This is a genomic window from Duganella flavida (genome assembly GCF_009857445.1).
GTDB lineage: Bacteria > Pseudomonadota > Gammaproteobacteria > Burkholderiales > Burkholderiaceae_D > Rugamonas > Rugamonas flavida.
The window spans coordinates 14,704-32,702 of the sequence record NZ_WWCN01000022.1; the positions used below are offsets into that span (position 1 = coordinate 14,704).

Consider the following 17,999-nt stretch of genomic DNA (forward strand, 5'->3'; position numbering starts at 1 on the left):
AAAAAGGCAGCCCGGAGGCTGCCTTACTGTGCTGCTGTGCCAGATAGTGGCTTACTTTATTCTTGCTTAGAACTCTTCCCAATCGTCCGACGACGCGCTGGCCATCTGCTTGGCCGGCGCTTTGGCAGCAGGCGCTCTCGCTGCGGGTGCTTTCGGCGCCGGACGCGGCGCGGACGCGACAACGGCCGGCACGGTGCTGGTCTTGCGCGCCGCTATCGCCGGTTTGCGCGGCATGGTCGACTGGTCGATACGGAACACGCTCACCACTTCCGCCAGTTGTGCCGCCTGCTCCTGCAGCGATGCCGCCGCTGCAGCCGCCTCTTCAACCAGCGCCGCATTTTGCTGCGTCACCGTATCCATCTGCCCCACCGCCATGTTGATCTGGTCGATGCCGGTGCTCTGCTCCTGGGTCGCCATGCTGATCTCGCCCATGATGTCGGTCACGCGCTGCACGCTGGTGACGATCTCGCCCATCGTCGCACCGGCCTCTTCCACCAGCTTGCTGCCAGCGCCGACCTTCTCCACCGAGTCGCCAATCAGCTCCTTGATTTCCTTGGCTGCTGCCGCCGAGCGCTGCGCCAGCGTACGCACCTCGCCCGCCACCACCGCAAAGCCGCGGCCCTGCTCACCGGCACGGGCTGCTTCCACCGCCGCATTCAGCGCCAGAATATTGGTCTGGAAGGCGATGCCGTCGATGACGGCAATGATGTCCACAATCTTGGCCGACGAGGCATTGATCGAATCCATGGTCTCCACCACGCGCGCCACCACATCGCCGCCCCGCTGCGCCACGCCGGAAGCGGACGCCGCCAGCGTATTGGCCTGGCGCGCATTATCGGCATTCTGCTTGACGGTGCTGGTCAGTTCTTCCATCGAGGATGCCGTCTCTTCCAGCGAGCTGGCCTGCTCCTCGGTGCGCGACGACAAATCCAGATTGCCGCTGGCGATTTCCGCCGACGCCGTCGCAATCGTATCCGTACCATTGCGCACCTGGCCGACGATGCTGATCAGGCTATCGTTCATGCCCTTGAGCGCGCCCAGCAGTTGGCCGGTTTCTTCCGTGGTCTGCACCTCGATGCGGCTGGTCAGGTCGCCCGAGGCCACCGTCTGCGCCACGCGCACCGCTTCATTGATCGGAGTCGTAATCGCGCCAGTGATGTAAGCGGCGCAACCGATCGCCACGGCAGCAGCAATCACCGCAGCAATTACCATCGCCCATTCGGCGCTGCTGACCGCTTCCGTGCCGATCTTGACGCTGTCATCGGAGATGCCTTCGTTCAGGCGCTCGATTTTCATCAGCGTGACTTCGGCCTTCTGGAACAGCGGGCGCGACAGGTCAAACTGCTTGTAGAAATCGACGAACAGCTCTTTCTGCTTCTGTTCATCCTTGTTGGACGCCGCTGCGCTGATGATGTTGCCGATCTTGTCGTCGACCGCCTTCCACGCGTCCCACTCGCCGGTGAACTGCTTCCACAACACGGCTTCTTCATCGGTTTGCGGCAATGGCTCGTAGCGTTTCCAGCCGCGATCGATATTGGCCCAGGCCTTCTTGCGCATTTCAATCGCGGCGGCGAACTTGTCCTGCGCCTGCGGATCCTGGTCGTACATGCCGGCGTACGTCGTGGCGGCCGACACGGCGGTCTGTCCCTCGCTCATCACCAGCAAGCCCTGCACCGACGGCAGACGCACCACGCCAATCTCGTTGACCGCACCGCCCACCTTGACAATGCCGCGATATCCGGCAGCTCCCACCACCAGCAAAGCCACCATCATAATCGCGACCAGCGTCGCCAGCTTCCACTTGATGAGTAGATTCTTGAACATCCCGTACTCCTGATAGTGGACAGTTAGAATTGGTGAATATTGACTATTCCCAACTAATATGCGGCGGCGGGAACTCCCCCGTCAATCATAATCTGACGGGGTGTGGCTAGGCGCTCACAGTATCAACCAGCGGCCACGCGGTTGCGGCCGGCCCGTTTGGCCTCGTACATGGCGGCGTCGCCGGCCGAGATCAGGCGGATCAAATCGTAATCGTGCTGGTCCGAGCACACCACGCCCATGCTGGCTGTGTAGCGCACCGACAGCTTGTCCAGTTCCACCATCTCGTACTCGATGCGGGCGCGCAGGCGTTCGGCCACCTTGAGCGCGGATGGACGGTCAACGCCGTCCAGCACCAGTACGAACTCCTCGCCGCCGAAACGGGCCAGCAGATCGTGCGGCCGCAATTCCAGCCGCACCAGGCGCGCCAGGTGGCGCAGCACTTCGTCGCCGACAGGATGCCCGTAGGTATCGTTTATGACTTTGAAGAAATCCACATCGATCATGATCACCGCCAGGCTGCGGCCACCGCGCTGGGCCCGCAAGCCGGTGCGCTTGCCCTGCATTTCCAGCCCGGCACGGTTCAGCGCCCCGGTCAGCGCATCCAGCGTGGACAGGCGGCGCAGGCGCTCGGCATAGCGCCACATCACCATCAGGATCACGCCAAAAGCGATGCAGATTTGCGCCAGCGGCACCGCCAGCGTACTCAGCGCCATCACCAGCGAGCTGGCGGCGTCGGCTGGATCGCTGTGGGTAAGCATGTGCGTGCCGCGTAAAAACAACGCCACGCCCAGCAGCACAAAGCCCGCCACGGCAATGCCGGACACACGCCAGCTGCCGCGCCGCGCAATGGCAAACGCGCACATCCAGTTGAGAATCGCATAATAGAAACCGCTGAAGCACAGGCGCGCGCGCAAGCTTGGCGCTACCAGCGTGTAATAAGCCATGACCACCAGCGCAATGCCGGTGATGATGCCGATCGTGGTCCATGACAGCGTGTTGTTGCAGTAAACCCGCAAGCCGCGCAGCACCAGCGCGATGCCGAAGGCAATCACGCCATAGCCGAGGATATTATTGACCAGCAGCGGCAAACCATCGACATTGCACATCACCATGCCGATCGACACCGCCACATTGCCAGCGGCCCACCAGCGCTGCTCAGGCGGGCTGTCCGCATAGCAGGCGGAAGCAACCAGCAACGCTGTGGTCAGCAGCGTCACGCAAATTTGAACCAGTAAAAGAGTGTCGAGATTCAGCACGCCAGCATCCATCGTGAGGAACTGTCAATGTAGCGCACGCACAGTCCATAGGCAATCACTAAATTGCAGAAAAGAAAGCAAGCGGGCCGCCGCGTACACCCAGTATCATGTACAGTGATGTTTATCGCAGACTACCCACCGCACCATGCCTTATCCGATTGAGCACAAGCTGGTCATTGGCATCGCCTCCAGCGCCCTGTTTGACCTGACCGCCTCGCACCAGGTGTACCTGGAAGGCGGCGCCGAAGAATACCGCAAGTACCAGGAGCAGCAGATCGGCACCGTGCTCGACAAGGGAGTCGCCTTCCCCTTCATTCGCCGCTTCCTGAGCATTAACAAGCTGCATCCGGACCAGACGCCGGTAGAAGTGGTGCTGTTTTCGCGCAATTCGCCGGAAACCGGGCTGCGGGTGATGAATTCCATCGCCCACTACGGGCTGGACATCTCGCGCGCCTGCTTCCTGACCGGCGGCGCGCCCTACACCTACCTGCCGGCCTTTAACACCTCGCTGTTTTTAAGCGCCAATGAGGAAGACGTACGCCGCGCGCTGGACGCCGACTACCCGGCCGGGCTGGTACTGCCATCGCGCACCGAGGATGATGAAAACGACGGCGAACTGCGTATCGCCTTCGACTTTGACGGCGTGATTGCCGACGACGAATCCGAAACCGTCTTCAAGCGCAATAACGACGTCGACGAATTCCACGCCCACGAAATCGAAAAAGTCGCCATCCCGCACCAGCCGGGCCCCTTGGCCGATTTATTCCGCAAGCTGTCGATGATGCAGCAGATGGAGGAAGAGGCGCAGCGGCGCGACCCGGCGTATAAAAAAATCCTGCGCATCGCCATCATCACGGCGCGCAGCGCGCCGGCCCACGAACGCGTGGTGACCACGCTGAAAAGCTGGGGCGTATCGGCCAACGAAACCTTCTTTTTAGGCGGGATGGAAAAGGCGCGCGTGCTAGGCATCTTCAAGCCGCACATGTTCTTCGACGACCAGCTTGGCCATCTGAAGTCCCCGGCCGGGAATATCCCTATGGTGCACATCCCATTCGGCGTGGCTAACCGCGTATAATGTAGCCCTTAGATAACCGTTGAATGTCTGTTGTGTCGTCAGCCTTAACTAAATCCATTCCCAAACCCGGCAACCGCTTTGCCCTGCCCGCGCTGCATGGCTCGGCGGACGCTTACGCCCTCGCGCAAATCGCGCTCGATCTCAAATCGCGTGGCCAGATGTTGGCCATCGTGGTCGCCAACGCCAGCGACGCCCAACGCTTGCGCGATGAAATCCCTTGGTTCGGCGGCGATCAACTGCGCTGCCACCTGCTGCCGGATTGGGAAACCCTGCCTTACGACGCCTTCTCGCCGCACCAGGACCTGGTGTCCGAGCGCCTGGCAACCCTGCACGAAATCACCAGCGCCCAGTGCGACGTGATGCTGGTGCCGGCCACCACTGCATTGGTGCGTATGGCGCCGCCGTCCTTCCTGGCCGCCTACACTTTCTTCTTCCAGCAAGGTGAATCGCTGGACGAGGCGCAACTCAAGTCCCAGCTCACGCTAGCCGGCTACACCCACGTCACGCAAGTGATGTCGCCCGGCGAGTACTCGGTGCGCGGCGGCTTGATTGACCTGTTCCCGATGGGCTCTGCACTGCCGTATCGCCTCGACCTGTTCGGTGACACCATCGAAACCATCCGCACCTTCGACGCCGACACCCAGCGTTCGCTGTACCCGGTCAAGCAGGTGCGCTTGCTGCCGGGCCGCGAGTTCCCGATGGATGAAGCGTCGCGTACCGCCTTCCGCAGTCGCTGGCGCGAGCATTTTGAAGGCGATCCGTCGCGCGCTGTGGTCTACAAGGACATCGGCGCAGGCATCGCTTCCGCCGGTATCGAATACTACCTGCCGCTGTTCTTCGAACAAACCGCCACGCTGTTCGAGTACCTGCCGCAAGGCGCGGTGGTGGCCACCGTCGGTGATATCGAAGCTTCGATCAAACGCTTCTGGACCGACACCTCGTCGCGCTACCGCTTCATCAAGTCGGACCGCGAGCGCCCGATCATGGCGCCGGAAGACCTGTTCCTCAACGAAGAACAGTTCTTCGTGCTGGCCAAGCCATATCCGCAGATCGCCATCCGCAAGAACGCTGATGCCGGCGCGTCCGAGCTGTCCGCACCTGTGCCGGATATCGCCGTCAACCGCCACCTCGACGATCCACTGACCAATCTGCGCGCCTACCTGATGCAATCGGGCAGCCGCGTGATGATCTGCGCCGAATCCAACGGCCGCCGCGAAACGCTGCAGCAGTACTTCAGCGAATACGATTTACCGCTCGCACCGGTAGAAGGCTACGACGGCTTTGCCGCCTCGGACGCCAAGCTGGCCTTGGGCGTCGCCCCGCTGCACGCTGGCTTCGAGTCGTCCGCCAACGGCTCAAACCTGATCTTCATCACCGAAACCGAACTGTATGCAGGCTCCGGCCGCCGCGTCGGCAAGAAGAAGCAGGAAGCCGTCACCCAGGTCGAATCGATGGTGCGCGACCTGTCAGAGCTGAAGATCGGCGATCCGGTGGTGCACGTCAATCACGGCATCGGGCGCTACATGGGCCTGACCAGCATGGACCTCGGCGAAGGCGAAGCAGAATTCCTGCACCTCGAATACGCCAAAGAGACCAAGCTGTATGTGCCGGTCTCGCAGTTGCACGTGATTTCACGCTACTCCGGCGCCTCGCCGGACGATGCACCGCTGCACACGCTGGGCTCCGGCCAGTGGGAGAAAGCCAAGCGCAAGGCCGCAGAACAAGTGCGCGACACCGCCGCCGAACTGCTCAACCTCTATGCCCGCCGCGCGCTGCGCCAGGGCCACGCGTTTGAATATTCGGCGCACGACTACGAACGCTTCGCCGACAGCTTCGGCTTCGACGAAACGCCGGACCAGCAGGAAGCCATCAACAACGTGGTGCGCGACATGACCTCGGGTAAGCCGATGGATCGTCTCGTGTGCGGCGACGTCGGCTTCGGCAAAACCGAGGTAGCGCTGCGCGCAGCCTTCATCGCCGTCATGGGCGGCAAGCAGGTCGCCATCCTCGCGCCGACCACGCTGCTGGCCGAGCAGCATGCACAAACCTTCGCCGACCGCTTTGCCGACTGGCCAGTGCGTATCGCCGAGATGTCGCGCTTCCGCACCGGTAAAGAAATCGCCCAAGCCATCAAGGGCATGGCCGACGGCACGCTCGATATCATCATCGGCACCCACAAGCTGCTGTCGGATGACGTGAAGTTCACGCGCCTCGGTCTCGTCATCATCGACGAGGAACACCGTTTCGGCGTACGCCAGAAGGAAGCCCTGAAATCACTGCGCGCCGAAGTCGACGTACTGACGCTGACCGCCACGCCGATCCCGCGCACGCTGGGCATGGCGCTGGAAGGCCTGCGCGATTTCTCGGTAATCGCCACCGCGCCGCAAAAGCGTTTGGCCATCAAGACTTTCGTCCGCAGCGAGCAGGAATCCATCATTCGCGAGGCCTGCCTGCGTGAGCTCAAGCGCGGCGGCCAGGTCTACTTCCTGCACAACGAGGTGGAGACCATCCAGAACCGCCTCGCCATGTTGACGGAGCTGCTGCCGGAAGCGCGCATCGGCGTGGCCCACGGCCAGATGCATGAACGCGACCTGGAAAAAGTGATGCGCGATTTCGTCGCCCAGCGCTTCAACATCCTGCTGTGCACCACGATTATCGAAACCGGTATCGACGTGCCGACCGCGAACACCATCATCATGCACCGCGCCGACAAATTCGGCCTGGCGCAGCTACACCAGTTGCGTGGCCGCGTCGGCCGTTCGCACCATCAGGCGTACGCTTACCTGCTGGTGCACGACGTGCAGTCGCTGACCAAACAGGCGCAGCGCCGCCTCGACGCCATCCAGCAGATGGAAGAACTGGGCAGCGGCTTCTATCTCGCCATGCACGATCTGGAAATCCGCGGTGCCGGCGAAGTCCTCGGCGACAACCAGTCCGGCGAGATGACCGAGATCGGCTTCCAGCTGTACTCGGACATGCTGAACGAAGCGGTGCGCTCGCTGAAAGCCGGCAAAGAGCCGGACCTCGCCGCGCCGCTGGCCACCACCACCGAAATCAACCTGCACGTGCCGGCGCTCCTGCCTGCAGATTTCTGCGGCGACGTGCATGAACGCCTGTCGATCTACAAGCGTATGGCAAATTGCGCTTCTCAGGATAAAATCGACGACATGCAGGAAGAGCTGATCGACCGCTTCGGCAAGCTGCCGGATCCAGTGAAAGCGCTGATCGAAACGCACCGCCTGCGCATCGCCGCCAAAACCGTCGGCATCGTCAAGATCGACGCGCACACCGAGGCAGCCAACTTGCAATTCATGCCGAAGCCGCCGATCGACCCAATGCGCATCATTGAACTGATACAGAAGAACCGCCAGATCAAGCTGAATGGGCAGGACAAGCTGAAGATCACCGCCGTCATGCCCGACCTGTCTGCGCGCGTAGCACAGATCAAGGCCGCGATTAAACAACTTACTTAACTACTTCTACGCCACATGACTATCGCAAAAACCGCCATGAACCTCGTACTCCAGGGTGTAGGCGATTGCAAAGCGCGCCTTGAGCGCATTAGCGCACTGACCGCGTCGGCCAACCTGACCTGGCTGAGCGACCGCGCCGTACGCTGCGAAGGTATCGCCTTCTCGCCAGCACTGCGCCAAACGATTGAAGTAGCAGCGCAAGCCGCGCAGTTGGATGCGACCTACTCGATCGGTTATCACAAAATGAGCGAGTTCAAACTGGTGGCGATGGATATGGACTCCACCCTGATCACCATCGAGTGCATCGACGAAATCGCCGACATGCAGGGTTTGAAGAAGCAAGTCTCGGAAATCACCGAAGCGGCCATGCGCGGCGAACTGGATTTCTCGGAAAGCCTGAAGCGCCGCGTGGCGCTGCTGGAAGGCCTGGACGCATCGGCGCTGGAGCGCGTGTACGAAGAACGCCTGCAATTGTCGCCGGGTGCGGAAAGCATGCTGAAAGCTGTGCAGGCTGCTGGCCTGAAAACCTTGCTGGTATCGGGCGGCTTCACCTTCTTCACCGAGCGCTTGAAAAAACGTTTGGGCCTGAACTACACCCACGCCAACGAACTGGAAATCGTCGACGGCAAGTTGACCGGCAAGGTAGTTGGCGGCATCGTTGATGCGGAAGAGAAGAAATGCACCGTGGAACGCGTGTGCGCGGAGCTGGGCATCTCGCCATCGCAAGCCATTGTGATGGGCGACGGCGCCAACGACTTGAAGATGATGAGCATCTCGGGCATGTCAGTGGCATTCCGCGCCAAGCCGGTGGTACGCGGCCAGGCCAACGTGGCGCTCAACTACGTCGGCCTTGATGGCATCCTGCCGCTACTGACTTAATTTCAGTAGCTCCTTGTTGGCCGTCTTGACCGCGTACATTTTCGCGTCACCGGCGGCCAGCAGCTCGGCTACGCTGAGCGGCTTTTCAGGATCAAATTCCACTACACCGCAGGAGAACTGCAACCGGTAGCCGCGCTGCGCCTTGTTGTTGTAGTCATCCAGCATGCTGCCGAATTTATCCAGCACGGCCAGCGCATCGGATTCGCGCGCGCCGGTCAGCAGCACCACAAATTCGTCGCCACCCAGCCGCGCAAACAGGTCCGTGCTGCGGAAGCTGGCGCACATCACCTCCGCAAACGCCGCCAGCGCGAGGTCACCTTCTGCGTGGCCAAAAGTGTCGTTGATCGGCTTGAAGTGATCGAGGTCAATAAACGCCAGCGACGCTGGCCGCTTATTACGCACGCAAAAACTCAGCCCGTATTGGGCTAGCTGCAGGAAGCCGCGCCGGTTGGAGATCTTGGTCAGTTCATCCGTGGTCGAGGTATGGAGAGCTGCCAGTTCATTTTCCACCATTGAAGCGAGGTCGCGCAAAGCGATGGCGTCGTCCTGGTCGAACTCACGTGGTTCGCTGTCGATAATGCACAGCGTACCAAGCTTTTGGCCATCGCCGGCACGTAACGGATAGCCAGCGTAGAAGCGGATATTCGGATCGCCCGCCACCAGTGGATTGTCGGCAAAGCGCTCGTCCTTGAGCGCATTCTTGACGAGGAAAACATCGTCGCCGAGGATGGCGTGGCCGCAGAAAGAGATGTTGCGTGGCGTTTCGGTGGCGTCCAACCCTTGCGCCGATTTAAACCACTGGCGGTCTTCATCGACCATGCTGACCAAGGCCGTCGGCACGCCGAACATGCGTTTTGCCATGCGGGTGACACGGTCGAAGCGCTCTTCCGGCGGCGTGTCCAGTACATTGAGGGATTTCAGCGTTGCTAGCCGAAGCGCCTCATTTTCGGGAATGCTAGGCTCTTTCAAAATGGCCTCCCAAGCTGTGATATGTGAATACTACCCTAACTTTTTGCTAGTTAGCGCAGCTATTAAGCCATCTGTCGCATCCTCGATATAGTCCAGCACCTGATCGAAGCCTTTGGCGCCGCCGTAGTAAGGATCGGGCACCACATCCGAGCCGCTGCGTGTGGCGTGCGACATCATCAGCCCCAGTTTATGCTGATGCTGCGGTGGACAGGCAGCCTTCAGCAACTTGAGGTTGTCGTGATCCATCGCCAGCAGGTGGTCAAATTCTTCAAAGTCCTCTGCCAGGACCTTGCGCGAGCGCTGCGCCGACAAATCGTAGTCACGCTTGGCCGCATATTCCATCGAACGCCCATCGGGCGGCTCGCCGATGTGATAGCCGTGCGTGCCGGCCGAATCGATATGGAAGCGATGCGCCAATCCGGCCGCATCAACGCGGTGGCGGAACACGCCTTCCGCCGTCGGCGAGCGGCAGATGTTCCCCATGCAGACAAACAGCACCGATACAGGCTTGGACATGGGATACTCCTCAGTTAATCGACAAGCTTGTATTTTATCGCTGAAGGAGAAGGAATGACATTGCACTGCGGCTGCCGCTTGGTGAGTATTAACGACAAAGTACAAGGCGCGGTCGTGCCGACGGCCTTTCTTTATCCCGCGGTGGGCGAGGAAAAGCTGGAGCAGTTCGGCCCTTACTCGCTGGAGGTGGCGTTGGATGCGCCGCCGGCGGACGGCGTCTATCCGCTGGTCGTAATCTCGCACGGGAACTCCGGCACGCCGTGGGCCTATCGCCAATTGGCCAAACACCTTGTACTGGCGGGCTTTGTGGTCGCCATGCCCGCACACACCGGCAATACACGGCTCGATAATTCGCTGGCCGGCAGCGCCGCCAATCTTGCCAACCGTCCGCGCCACATTACGCTGGCCATCGATGCGGCGCTGACCGATCCGGTGCTGCAAGCGCATATTGCAGGCAGCGGCGTGGCGGTAATCGGCCATTCCATCGGCGGCTACACCGCGCTGGCGGCGGCCGGGGGGCAAGCGTGGAGCGGCCAGCACGAACGTAAGGACAGCAACGGAGAGCCAGCGCCGGTGCCGGTCACGCCGGATGCGCGCATACGCTCGCTGGTGCTGCTGAATCCCGCCACCTTCTGGTTCATCGACGGCTCGCTGCGCTCACTGCGCCTGCCTATCCTGATGCGCACCGGTGAAAAAGATGAGCTCACACCGATTGAACACGCGCACAACGTCATCAACGGCGTCGCCGATGCGTCGCTGGTTGAGCACAAAGACATTTCCGGTGCGGGCCACTTTGCCTTCATGAGCAAGTTCCCGCCCGAGATGACGCGGCCGAACTTCAAGCCGTCGCAAGATCCGGAAGGCTTCGACCGCGAAAGCATCCAGCCCGAATTCTTCGCCGACGTCACCGCCTTCCTCAAGCGTACGCTCTCTTAGTGCGACACCACCGCCAGGCGATGCCGCGCCGGCGCACTGCGCGCCAGCGGCACCGCCGGCGTGCTTGGTACGGCGCGCAGCGCGCCCTCCTCCTGCAGGCTGAGACGGAACACGCTCACCAGCTGCGCCAGTGAAGTCGCCTGCTCCTGCATGCTCCGCGCCGCAGTCGCAGCCTGCTGCACCAGCTCCGCATTCTGCTGCGTCACTGTATCCATTTGCGTGATCGCCTCGTTGACCTGCTCAATGCCGTGGCTTTGCTCCTTGCCCGCATGCGTGATCTCGGAAATCAGATTCGTCACCTGCTGCACACTGGCGACCACGCGCGACATCGTCTCGCCGGCTTCCGCTACCAGCTTGCTGCCCGCCTCCACCTGCCCGACCGAATTGCCGATCAACTCCTTGATCTCCTTGGCCGCACCGGCCGAACGCTGTGCAAGGTTGCGCACTTCTGAAGCCACTACCGCAAAACCACGTCCCTGCTCACCCGCACGCGCCGCCTCCACCGCAGCGTTCAACGCAAGGATATTGGTCTGGAAGGCGATACCGTCAATCACCGCAATGATGTCGCCAATCTTGCGCGAAGACGCATTGATCGACTCCATCGTATGCACCACGCGCCCCACCACCTCGCTGCCCGCCTGCGCCACCGTGGACGCCGAACTGGCCAGCTGGTTGGCCTGTGCCGCCGCGTCGGAATTCTGGCGCACGGTGGACGTCAATTCCTCCATCGACGCCGCTGTCTCCTCCAGCGAGCTGGCTTGCTGCTCGGTGCGCGAAGACAAGTCGAGATTCCCCGCCGCGATCTGGTCGGAAGCCGCCGCAATCACGTGCGTGGAGCCGCGTACGTCAGTCACAATCTTGGCCAGGCTGTCGCGCATCAGCTTCATCGCGTACAACAGGCTATGCGTATCGCCGGCACGCACCTCCACGTGTGCCGACAAATCACCAGCGGCGATGCGGGTGACGATGTCGGTAGCGTAGGCAGGCTCGCCGCCCAAACCACTCATCAAGCGGCGCGTGATCATCAACGCCCCCACCGCACCCAACACCACACTGCCCACCATCAGCGAAATAATCAGCATGCGCGATGACGAATAGCGCCGCACGCCCTCTTCCGCCGCATCCTTGCCGCCGTCCGAGTAGAAGTTGACCAACTTATCAACCTGCCCGCGCATGGAGACGATCAACTTGTTCGATTCGCCGCGTATCAGTTTTTTGGCGCCTTCCGCATCGCCGGCGCGCATGGCGGCGCGGATTTTAGCGTCTTCCACCATGTAGCGGTCCCACTGCTCGGAGAACGGGCCGTACAGTGCTTTTTCTTCCGGCGTTTCCAGCATGGCCTCGTATTCGCTCCGCATTTTTTTTAAATCGTCGAGGTCGGTGGCGATCACTTTGTCGTATTTATCCATATCCGCCGGATCGGTCGAGATAATATATTGAAATTCTCGCGTGCGAATTCGCGCTATTTGAGACTTAACATCCTCAATAATTCTCACACTTGGTAACCAGCGGGATGAAAGTCTAGTCGATATTTCATTAACTTTTGCAAGTTCGTATATCGAAAATATACCCACAATGGCCGTCATTAACAGCACCGCGCAGAATGACAAGCCTAGCTTGGTTGCTATCCTCATGATATTCCCCTTTTAAATCACCGCGTTCATTTAAATTTATCACAGGCGAATAAAATTAATCTAGAATAATTCGTGATATGCACCCGGGAGCTAACCATGCTGGCATCGATCGAATATCAAGGAAAAATCGCACAAGCGCTTGCTAATTTCTCCTGGGATAATGATTTAAATATTATTTTTGAGATTTTACGGAATCGTTTTGATAGTTTCAACGATAACGGTTTTTATCCACATCCGGACGAAGTGGCGTTGCGCCAGGAGCTGAAAGAAGTGTCCACCTTGCGCAGACTGGCGGAGCAGATTCGCGCGCTGGACGCCAATGGTGTGGTGCTGCGCAATCTCGGACTCGCCGGCCTGCAGGAGGATCGCCGCAACGCCGTGCTGTACGCGCTGACGCTGATGCTAGGCTATCCGACTTCTACCGACCAGCGCACCGGCCGCGTGGCGTGGGACGTGAGGGCGCGCCCGCAAACCGGCACCGATGGCCGCTTCGTTACCTTCTCCGAACGCGTGGGCAGCGCCGACATGCACACCGACTCCTCGTTCTACCCAATGCCGGAAGAGCAGTTCATGCTATACGTGGTGAGCGCCGCGCAGTGCGACGGCGGCCACTCCATCCTGATCGACGCCGATGACATCTATCACGGCCTTCATCGCACGCCGGAAGGCGCAGCCGCCTTCGCGCTGTTAAGCAGCACACCCGTACCGTTCCGGGTGCCCGCCGTGTATGCGGCCGGTGACGACCAGCTGGAGATCTACGAGGCACTTGTCTTCGGCCCGCCGACGCGCAAAGACGAGTTGTTCACCATGCGCTGGCGCTATGACTCGATCAAAAAAGGCCTGGCCGCGCGGCCCGACATGAGCAGCCCAGAACTGGAAGAAGCGGTAGAGATCATGCACTGCGTAGCCGAGCAGGAAGCCGTGCGCTTCATGGAGCAGCTGCCGACCGACACGCTGATGCTGGCCGATAACCACCGCATGCTGCACGGCCGCACCACCTATAGCGACGAGCGCCGCCACCTGGTGCGCATCCGCATGTCGGACGTGCCCAATGCGCAGCGCATCGGGCCTTCGGGAGTGGTGAGGGATTAGGCCAGAATTTGCTTGAGCGCTTCTACCAGCTTGGCGCATTCCTCGTCGGTGCCGATAGAGATGCGCAGGAACTGGTCAATGCGCGCTGCGGTGAAGTGGCGCACGAGAATGGCGCGCTCGCGCAGGCCCTTGGCCAGTTTCGCGCCGTCGTGCTGCGGATGGCGAGCGAACACGAAGTTAGCCTGCGACGGCAGCACGTCAAAGCCCAGCGCCTGCAACTGCGCATTCAGCCAAGTGCGGCTGGCAATGATGGCGTTGGAAGTCTGCTCGGTGTAGGCCACGTCATCCAGCGCGGCCACCGCGCCGGCTTGCTGCACTTGACCCAGCGGGTAGCAATTGAAGCTGTTCTTTACGCGCTCCAAACCGGCGATCAAATCTGGATGGCCAAGCGCAAAGCCGACACGCAGACCCGCCAGCGAGCGCGATTTGGACAGCGTCTGGATCACCAGCAGGTTGTCGTAGCGGCCCAGCAGCGCAGCGGCACTCAGGCCGCCAAAGTCCACGTAGGCTTCATCGATCACCACCACCTGGTCCGGGTGCGCAGCCACCAAAGCCTCGATCTGCGACAGCGGCAGGCCAATGCCGGTCGGAGCGTTTGGATTGGCGATGATGATGGCGCCGCACGGCTGGTTGTAGTCGGCGATGTCGATTTCGAAGCGCTCGTTCAGCGGTACCTGCACACACTCGATGCCGTACAGGCTGCAGTAAGTCGGGTAGAAGCTGTAGCTGATGTCTGGCGCAAGCAGCGGCAAATCGTGCTTGAGCAAAGCGTGGAAGGTATGCGCCAGCACCTCGTCCGAGCTGTTACCGACGAAGACCTGCTCACGCGTCAAGCCGAAACGGCGCGCCACCGCATCCTTCAGCGCCGCGTTGGACGGATCGGAATACTTGCGCAGGCTATCGCCTGCCGCCGCCTGCATCGCGGCGATGGCTTTCGGCGACGGGCCGTAAGGATTTTCGTTGGTATTCAGTTTCACGAGGCCCGGCATCTGCACCTGCTCGCCCGGCGTGTAAGGCGTTAAACCATGTACGACTTTGCTCCAGAACTTACTCATTACAGCTCTCCAAATGCTTGCTCAATATCTGCGATCAAATCCTGTACGTCTTCCAGCCCGACGTTGAAGCGCACCAGCGTGCCCTTGTCCTGCCAATTCTTGCGCATGTGCTGTATGCGGTATGGCATGACCAGGCTATTCGCACCACCCCAGCTATAGCCGATCTTGAACAGCTTGAGCGAGTCGACAAAGCGGTCGGTCTGTTCCTCGGTGTAACACTCGTCGAGAATCACTGAAAACAAGCCGCCAGCGCCGCTGAAGTCGCGCTTCCAGATTTCGTGGCCGGGGCAATCCGCGAAGGCCGGGTGCAGCACCTTGGTGATTTCAGGCCGCGCTTGCAGCCATGCTGCCAGCGTGCGTGCTGCTGTGTCGTGCGCGTCGAAACGCAGGCGCATGGTCGGCAAGCCGCGCGACACGAGATAAGCATCGTCCGCGCCGACGCCCATACCGAGCCGCATATGCGCGAGGCTGATACGGTCATGCAGGTCGCGGTCGCGCGTAATCACAGCGCCCATCAGCACATCCGAGCCGCCTGACTGGTACTTGGTCAGCGCCTGCATGATGATGTCCACGCCCAGATCAAAACCGCGCAGCGCCAGACCAGCAGACCACGTGTTATCGAGCGCCACCAGCACGCCGCGTTCATGCGCAGCCTTGCAGATGGCCGGCAGGTCCGGCACTTCCATCGACACCGATCCCGGCGCCTCGGTCCAGATCAATTTCGTATTCGGCTGGATCAGCGCCGCAATGCCCTCGCCGATCAACGGATCGTAGTAGCGCGCCGTAATGCCGTAATCGGCCGACAGCCAGCGTCCCAGCTCGCGATTCGGGTTGTAGACGTTATCCGGCAACAGCACATCGTCACCAGATTTGAGCACCGCAAAGTCCACCATCGCAATCGCCGCCAGCCCGCTCGGCGCCAGCAGGCAGTGCTTACCGTCCTCGATCTCCGCCAAACGCGCTTCCAGCGTGAAGGTGGTCGGCGTGCCATGCAGGCCGTAGGTATAGGCGTTCTTCTCTTTCCAGTCGCCCGAACGCATGGCCGCCACGTTCTTGAACAGCACCGTGGATGCGTGATGGATCGCGCTAGGAAAAGCAGCAAAGCCTTCCGGCGCCTGATAATCCGTGTGGATCAGCGCCGTTTGCGGGGACTTTTTAACGCTCATCGCATATTGCCGGTGTGGCCCAGCGAATAGCGGCCCGGTTGCGGCCAGACGGTCAGGCCGTGCGGCTCCTGGCCCACGCTAATTTTTTTCACGTCGCCGTTGCTGGTGTCGATGCGGTAAACCACATCGTCAAAGCGGCCCGAGATCCACAGCCATTTGCCGTCCGCGCTGACGTTGCCCATGTCCGGGCTGCCGCCGCCAGGAATCGGCCACTGCGATACTACTTTTTCGGTGGCGAATTCGATCACGGTCACGCGGCCTTTGCCTTTCGGTTTGCCGTGAATGTTGTGGGTGCCACGGTTGGCCACATACAGCTTGGTGCCGTCGCGGCTTGGATACAGGCCGTGCGCGCCCACGCCGGTCGGGATGAAGCCGACTTTAGTGAACGACGCCGCATCCACCACGTGCACGCCGTCGGCGTCCATGTCGGCGATGTAGTAACGCTTGCCGTCCGGCGAAACGCGTATATCCTGCGGCATGCCCTTCTTCTTACTGCACACTTCATTGGCCAGCAGCTGGTCGATCGGATCTTTCTCCGAGAAGCGTGTGGTCGGCATCGACAGTTTCAGATAGCCGTCCACCTTGCGCGTGGCGAGGTCGATACGGGCCACGGAACCGGCGAATTCGCAGGTGAACATGGCGTAGCGGCCGTCCGGCGAGAAGTCGGCGTGGTTGATGCCGCCGCATTGCGGCACGTCGATCGCGTATTGCAGCTGCATGGTCTTCGGATCGCGGAAGTCCAGGCGGTGCAAGGCCTCTGCCACCACGATGGCCGATTTACCGTCCGGCGAGAAGTACATATTGTATGGATCGTCCACCGGCACCTGCGCGCCCGGCTTGCCGGTGCGCGGATCGATCGGCGTCAGGCTGCCCTTGTTGGTGCGTTCGGCGTTATTCGCCACCCACAGCGTTTGCAGGTCCCACGCAGGAACCACGTGCTGCGGACCGACGCCGACTTTGAATTTGTCGACGACTTTCAGCGTCTCCTGGTCGATCACGTAGACGTCGTTGGAGCGCAAGTTAGGCACGTAGATGCGTTGCAGGTGGTCGCGCACCGAAGGGCTCATGTTCGCAGGACTGATGCCGGCATAGACGTTGGCCGGAGCTGCAGCAGGTGCGGCGGCAGGTGCTGCCGGTGCAGACGATTGGGCGGCGGCCCACAAGCCGCCTGCGGCGATCAGACCGGTGGCGGCCAATGCCGCATAAACGATATGATTAATTTTCATTTGGATTCTTTACTAGAAGTGGATGGCGCGCCATGCGCCGCAAAATCGGAAATCGCTGCCACCGAGGTATCGACAACGCGCTGCACGCCAAGCTTGCCCAATTCGGCAGTGGCGCGGCGCGCGTCACCGCGCACGCCGTCGCTCACGGTCGGCGATGGGCCGCGCGCCAGCGCTTCGGTGCGCACCAGGGATTTATCGGTTGCCAGCATCAGGGCCGCATCGGCAAGACCGGCATGCAAGCCGATTTCAGCCTTGCTGTAGCCGCGCTTTTCGAGATCGGTGACGTAAGCCTCCTGCGTGACGTCGTAGTAAGCCAGCAGTGCCAGCGCGCCAGCCTTGCCGTCCTTGGCCCACGCCTTGTTCAGGCGTTGCGCCACCCGCGTTTCGCTTTTCTGGTAGCCGCCATGATCGCCGATCAGGACGATGTGGCGGAAGCCGTGCTGGCGCAGGCTCTGGCCCGCCGCGAACAGCAGGTCTTCAAAAGTGGATTCAGGGATCGACAGCGTGCCGGCGAACTTCATATGGCCTGCGGGCGGCGTAATGCTGCCTTCCGGGACGTAGGACACCACCGGCGCCACCACCGCATTGCCCAGCTTTTGCGCGATCATTCGCGCCAGCACGGTGGCGCGCACATTGTGCTTGCCCAACGCGATATACGGGCCGCTTTGCTCGGTGCCGCCGATGGGAATGATCACGGTGGTCGCGCCGGCGTCAATGCGCGCGCGCAGTTCGGTGCTGGTCATTTCTTCCAGCATGACCGGCGCATCGGCGGACGACGCGACGGCGGCAGCGGAGGCCATCAACATGCAAGCGGCAAGCGCCGCAAGGAATCTCAAGTCAGGCATAAGCATCATCTAACAAAAAAGGCGGACTGCCGTTACGCTAGTCCGCCTTTATT

General features: G+C 61.0%; 14 protein-coding genes. 5 read left to right on the top strand and 9 right to left on the bottom strand.

Features of this window, described 5'->3' with window-relative positions; translation table 11 throughout:
• Positions 1-66: 66 nt before the first annotated feature.
• Together GTP46_RS25860 and GTP46_RS25865 are read right to left on the bottom strand one after the other, a co-directional pair.
• Positions 67-1,824: a methyl-accepting chemotaxis protein gene (locus GTP46_RS25860; protein ID WP_161009510.1), complete on the bottom strand. Its 1,758-nt coding sequence runs from the start codon at positions 1,822-1,824 to the stop codon at positions 67-69.
• Between the two features lie 122 nt (positions 1,825-1,946).
• Positions 1,947-3,080, bottom strand: coding sequence for a GGDEF domain-containing protein (locus GTP46_RS25865; RefSeq protein WP_371869765.1), 1,134 nt, complete (start codon positions 3,078-3,080; stop codon positions 1,947-1,949).
• A gap of 145 nt (positions 3,081-3,225) precedes the next feature.
• Here GTP46_RS25865 and GTP46_RS25870 point away from each other — a divergent pair, with 145 nt between their 5' ends.
• From GTP46_RS25870 to serB, 3 genes are read left to right on the top strand one after another with little or no spacing between them, the layout of a single operon-like run.
• Positions 3,226-4,155, top strand: coding sequence for a 5'-nucleotidase (locus GTP46_RS25870; RefSeq protein ID WP_161009512.1), 930 nt, complete (start codon positions 3,226-3,228; stop codon positions 4,153-4,155).
• Positions 4,156-4,178: 23 nt separating this feature from the next.
• Entirely contained in the window at positions 4,179-7,628 is a 3,450-nt protein-coding gene (gene mfd / locus GTP46_RS25875) for a transcription-repair coupling factor (protein WP_202414435.1), read from the top strand.
• Between the two features lie 36 nt (positions 7,629-7,664).
• Complete coding sequence (gene serB, locus GTP46_RS25880) at positions 7,665-8,507, top strand: phosphoserine phosphatase SerB (RefSeq protein WP_161009514.1); 843 nt, start codon at positions 7,665-7,667, stop codon at positions 8,505-8,507.
• On the opposite strand, the gene GTP46_RS25885 is transcribed toward serB, so the two are convergent.
• Together GTP46_RS25885 and GTP46_RS25890 are read right to left on the bottom strand one after the other, a co-directional pair.
• Positions 8,496-9,476 carry a sensor domain-containing diguanylate cyclase gene (locus tag GTP46_RS25885; protein WP_161009515.1) on the bottom strand — a complete coding sequence of 327 codons (981 nt, stop codon included), beginning with the start codon at positions 9,474-9,476 and terminating at the stop codon, positions 8,496-8,498. The two genes, serB and GTP46_RS25885, sit on opposite strands and share 12 nt — an antisense overlap.
• 30 nt (positions 9,477-9,506) lie before the next feature.
• Complete coding sequence (locus GTP46_RS25890; RefSeq protein WP_161009516.1) at positions 9,507-9,992, bottom strand: low molecular weight protein-tyrosine-phosphatase; 486 nt, start codon at positions 9,990-9,992, stop codon at positions 9,507-9,509.
• Positions 9,993-10,046: 54 nt separating this feature from the next.
• Here GTP46_RS25890 and GTP46_RS25895 point away from each other — a divergent pair, with 54 nt between their 5' ends.
• Positions 10,047-10,928, top strand: coding sequence for an alpha/beta hydrolase family protein (locus tag GTP46_RS25895; protein ID WP_161009517.1), 882 nt, complete (start codon positions 10,047-10,049; stop codon positions 10,926-10,928).
• Here the strand turns inward: GTP46_RS25895 and GTP46_RS25900 are convergent.
• Positions 10,925-12,562, bottom strand: a complete 1,638-nt coding sequence (locus GTP46_RS25900) for a methyl-accepting chemotaxis protein (RefSeq protein ID WP_161009518.1) — start codon at positions 12,560-12,562, stop codon at positions 10,925-10,927. The two genes, GTP46_RS25895 and GTP46_RS25900, sit on opposite strands and share 4 nt — an antisense overlap.
• 96 nt (positions 12,563-12,658) lie before the next feature.
• Between GTP46_RS25900 and GTP46_RS25905 the strand changes: the two genes are divergently transcribed.
• On the top strand, positions 12,659-13,654 hold the full coding sequence (locus GTP46_RS25905; RefSeq protein ID WP_161009519.1) for a TauD/TfdA family dioxygenase: 996 nt from the start codon (positions 12,659-12,661) through the stop codon (positions 13,652-13,654).
• Here GTP46_RS25905 and hisC read toward each other — a convergent pair.
• From hisC to GTP46_RS25925, 4 genes are read right to left on the bottom strand one after another with little or no spacing between them, the layout of a single operon-like run.
• Entirely contained in the window at positions 13,651-14,709 is a 1,059-nt protein-coding gene (hisC, locus tag GTP46_RS25910) for a histidinol-phosphate transaminase (protein ID WP_161009520.1), read from the bottom strand. The genes GTP46_RS25905 and hisC overlap by 4 nt on opposite strands.
• Positions 14,709-15,875 carry a cystathionine beta-lyase gene (locus GTP46_RS25915; protein ID WP_161009521.1) on the bottom strand — a complete coding sequence of 389 codons (1,167 nt, stop codon included), beginning with the start codon at positions 15,873-15,875 and terminating at the stop codon, positions 14,709-14,711. Before GTP46_RS25915 ends, hisC begins: the two co-directional genes overlap by 1 nt.
• Complete coding sequence (locus GTP46_RS25920; protein WP_161009522.1) at positions 15,872-17,101, bottom strand: YncE family protein; 1,230 nt, start codon at positions 17,099-17,101, stop codon at positions 15,872-15,874. Before GTP46_RS25920 ends, GTP46_RS25915 begins: the two co-directional genes overlap by 4 nt.
• Positions 17,098-17,946 (bottom strand): creatininase family protein, encoded by an 849-nt coding sequence (locus tag GTP46_RS25925; protein WP_161009523.1) that lies wholly within the window; start codon positions 17,944-17,946, stop codon positions 17,098-17,100. The genes GTP46_RS25920 and GTP46_RS25925 overlap by 4 nt, the downstream gene beginning before the upstream one ends.
• Between the last annotated feature and the right edge of the window lie 53 nt (positions 17,947-17,999).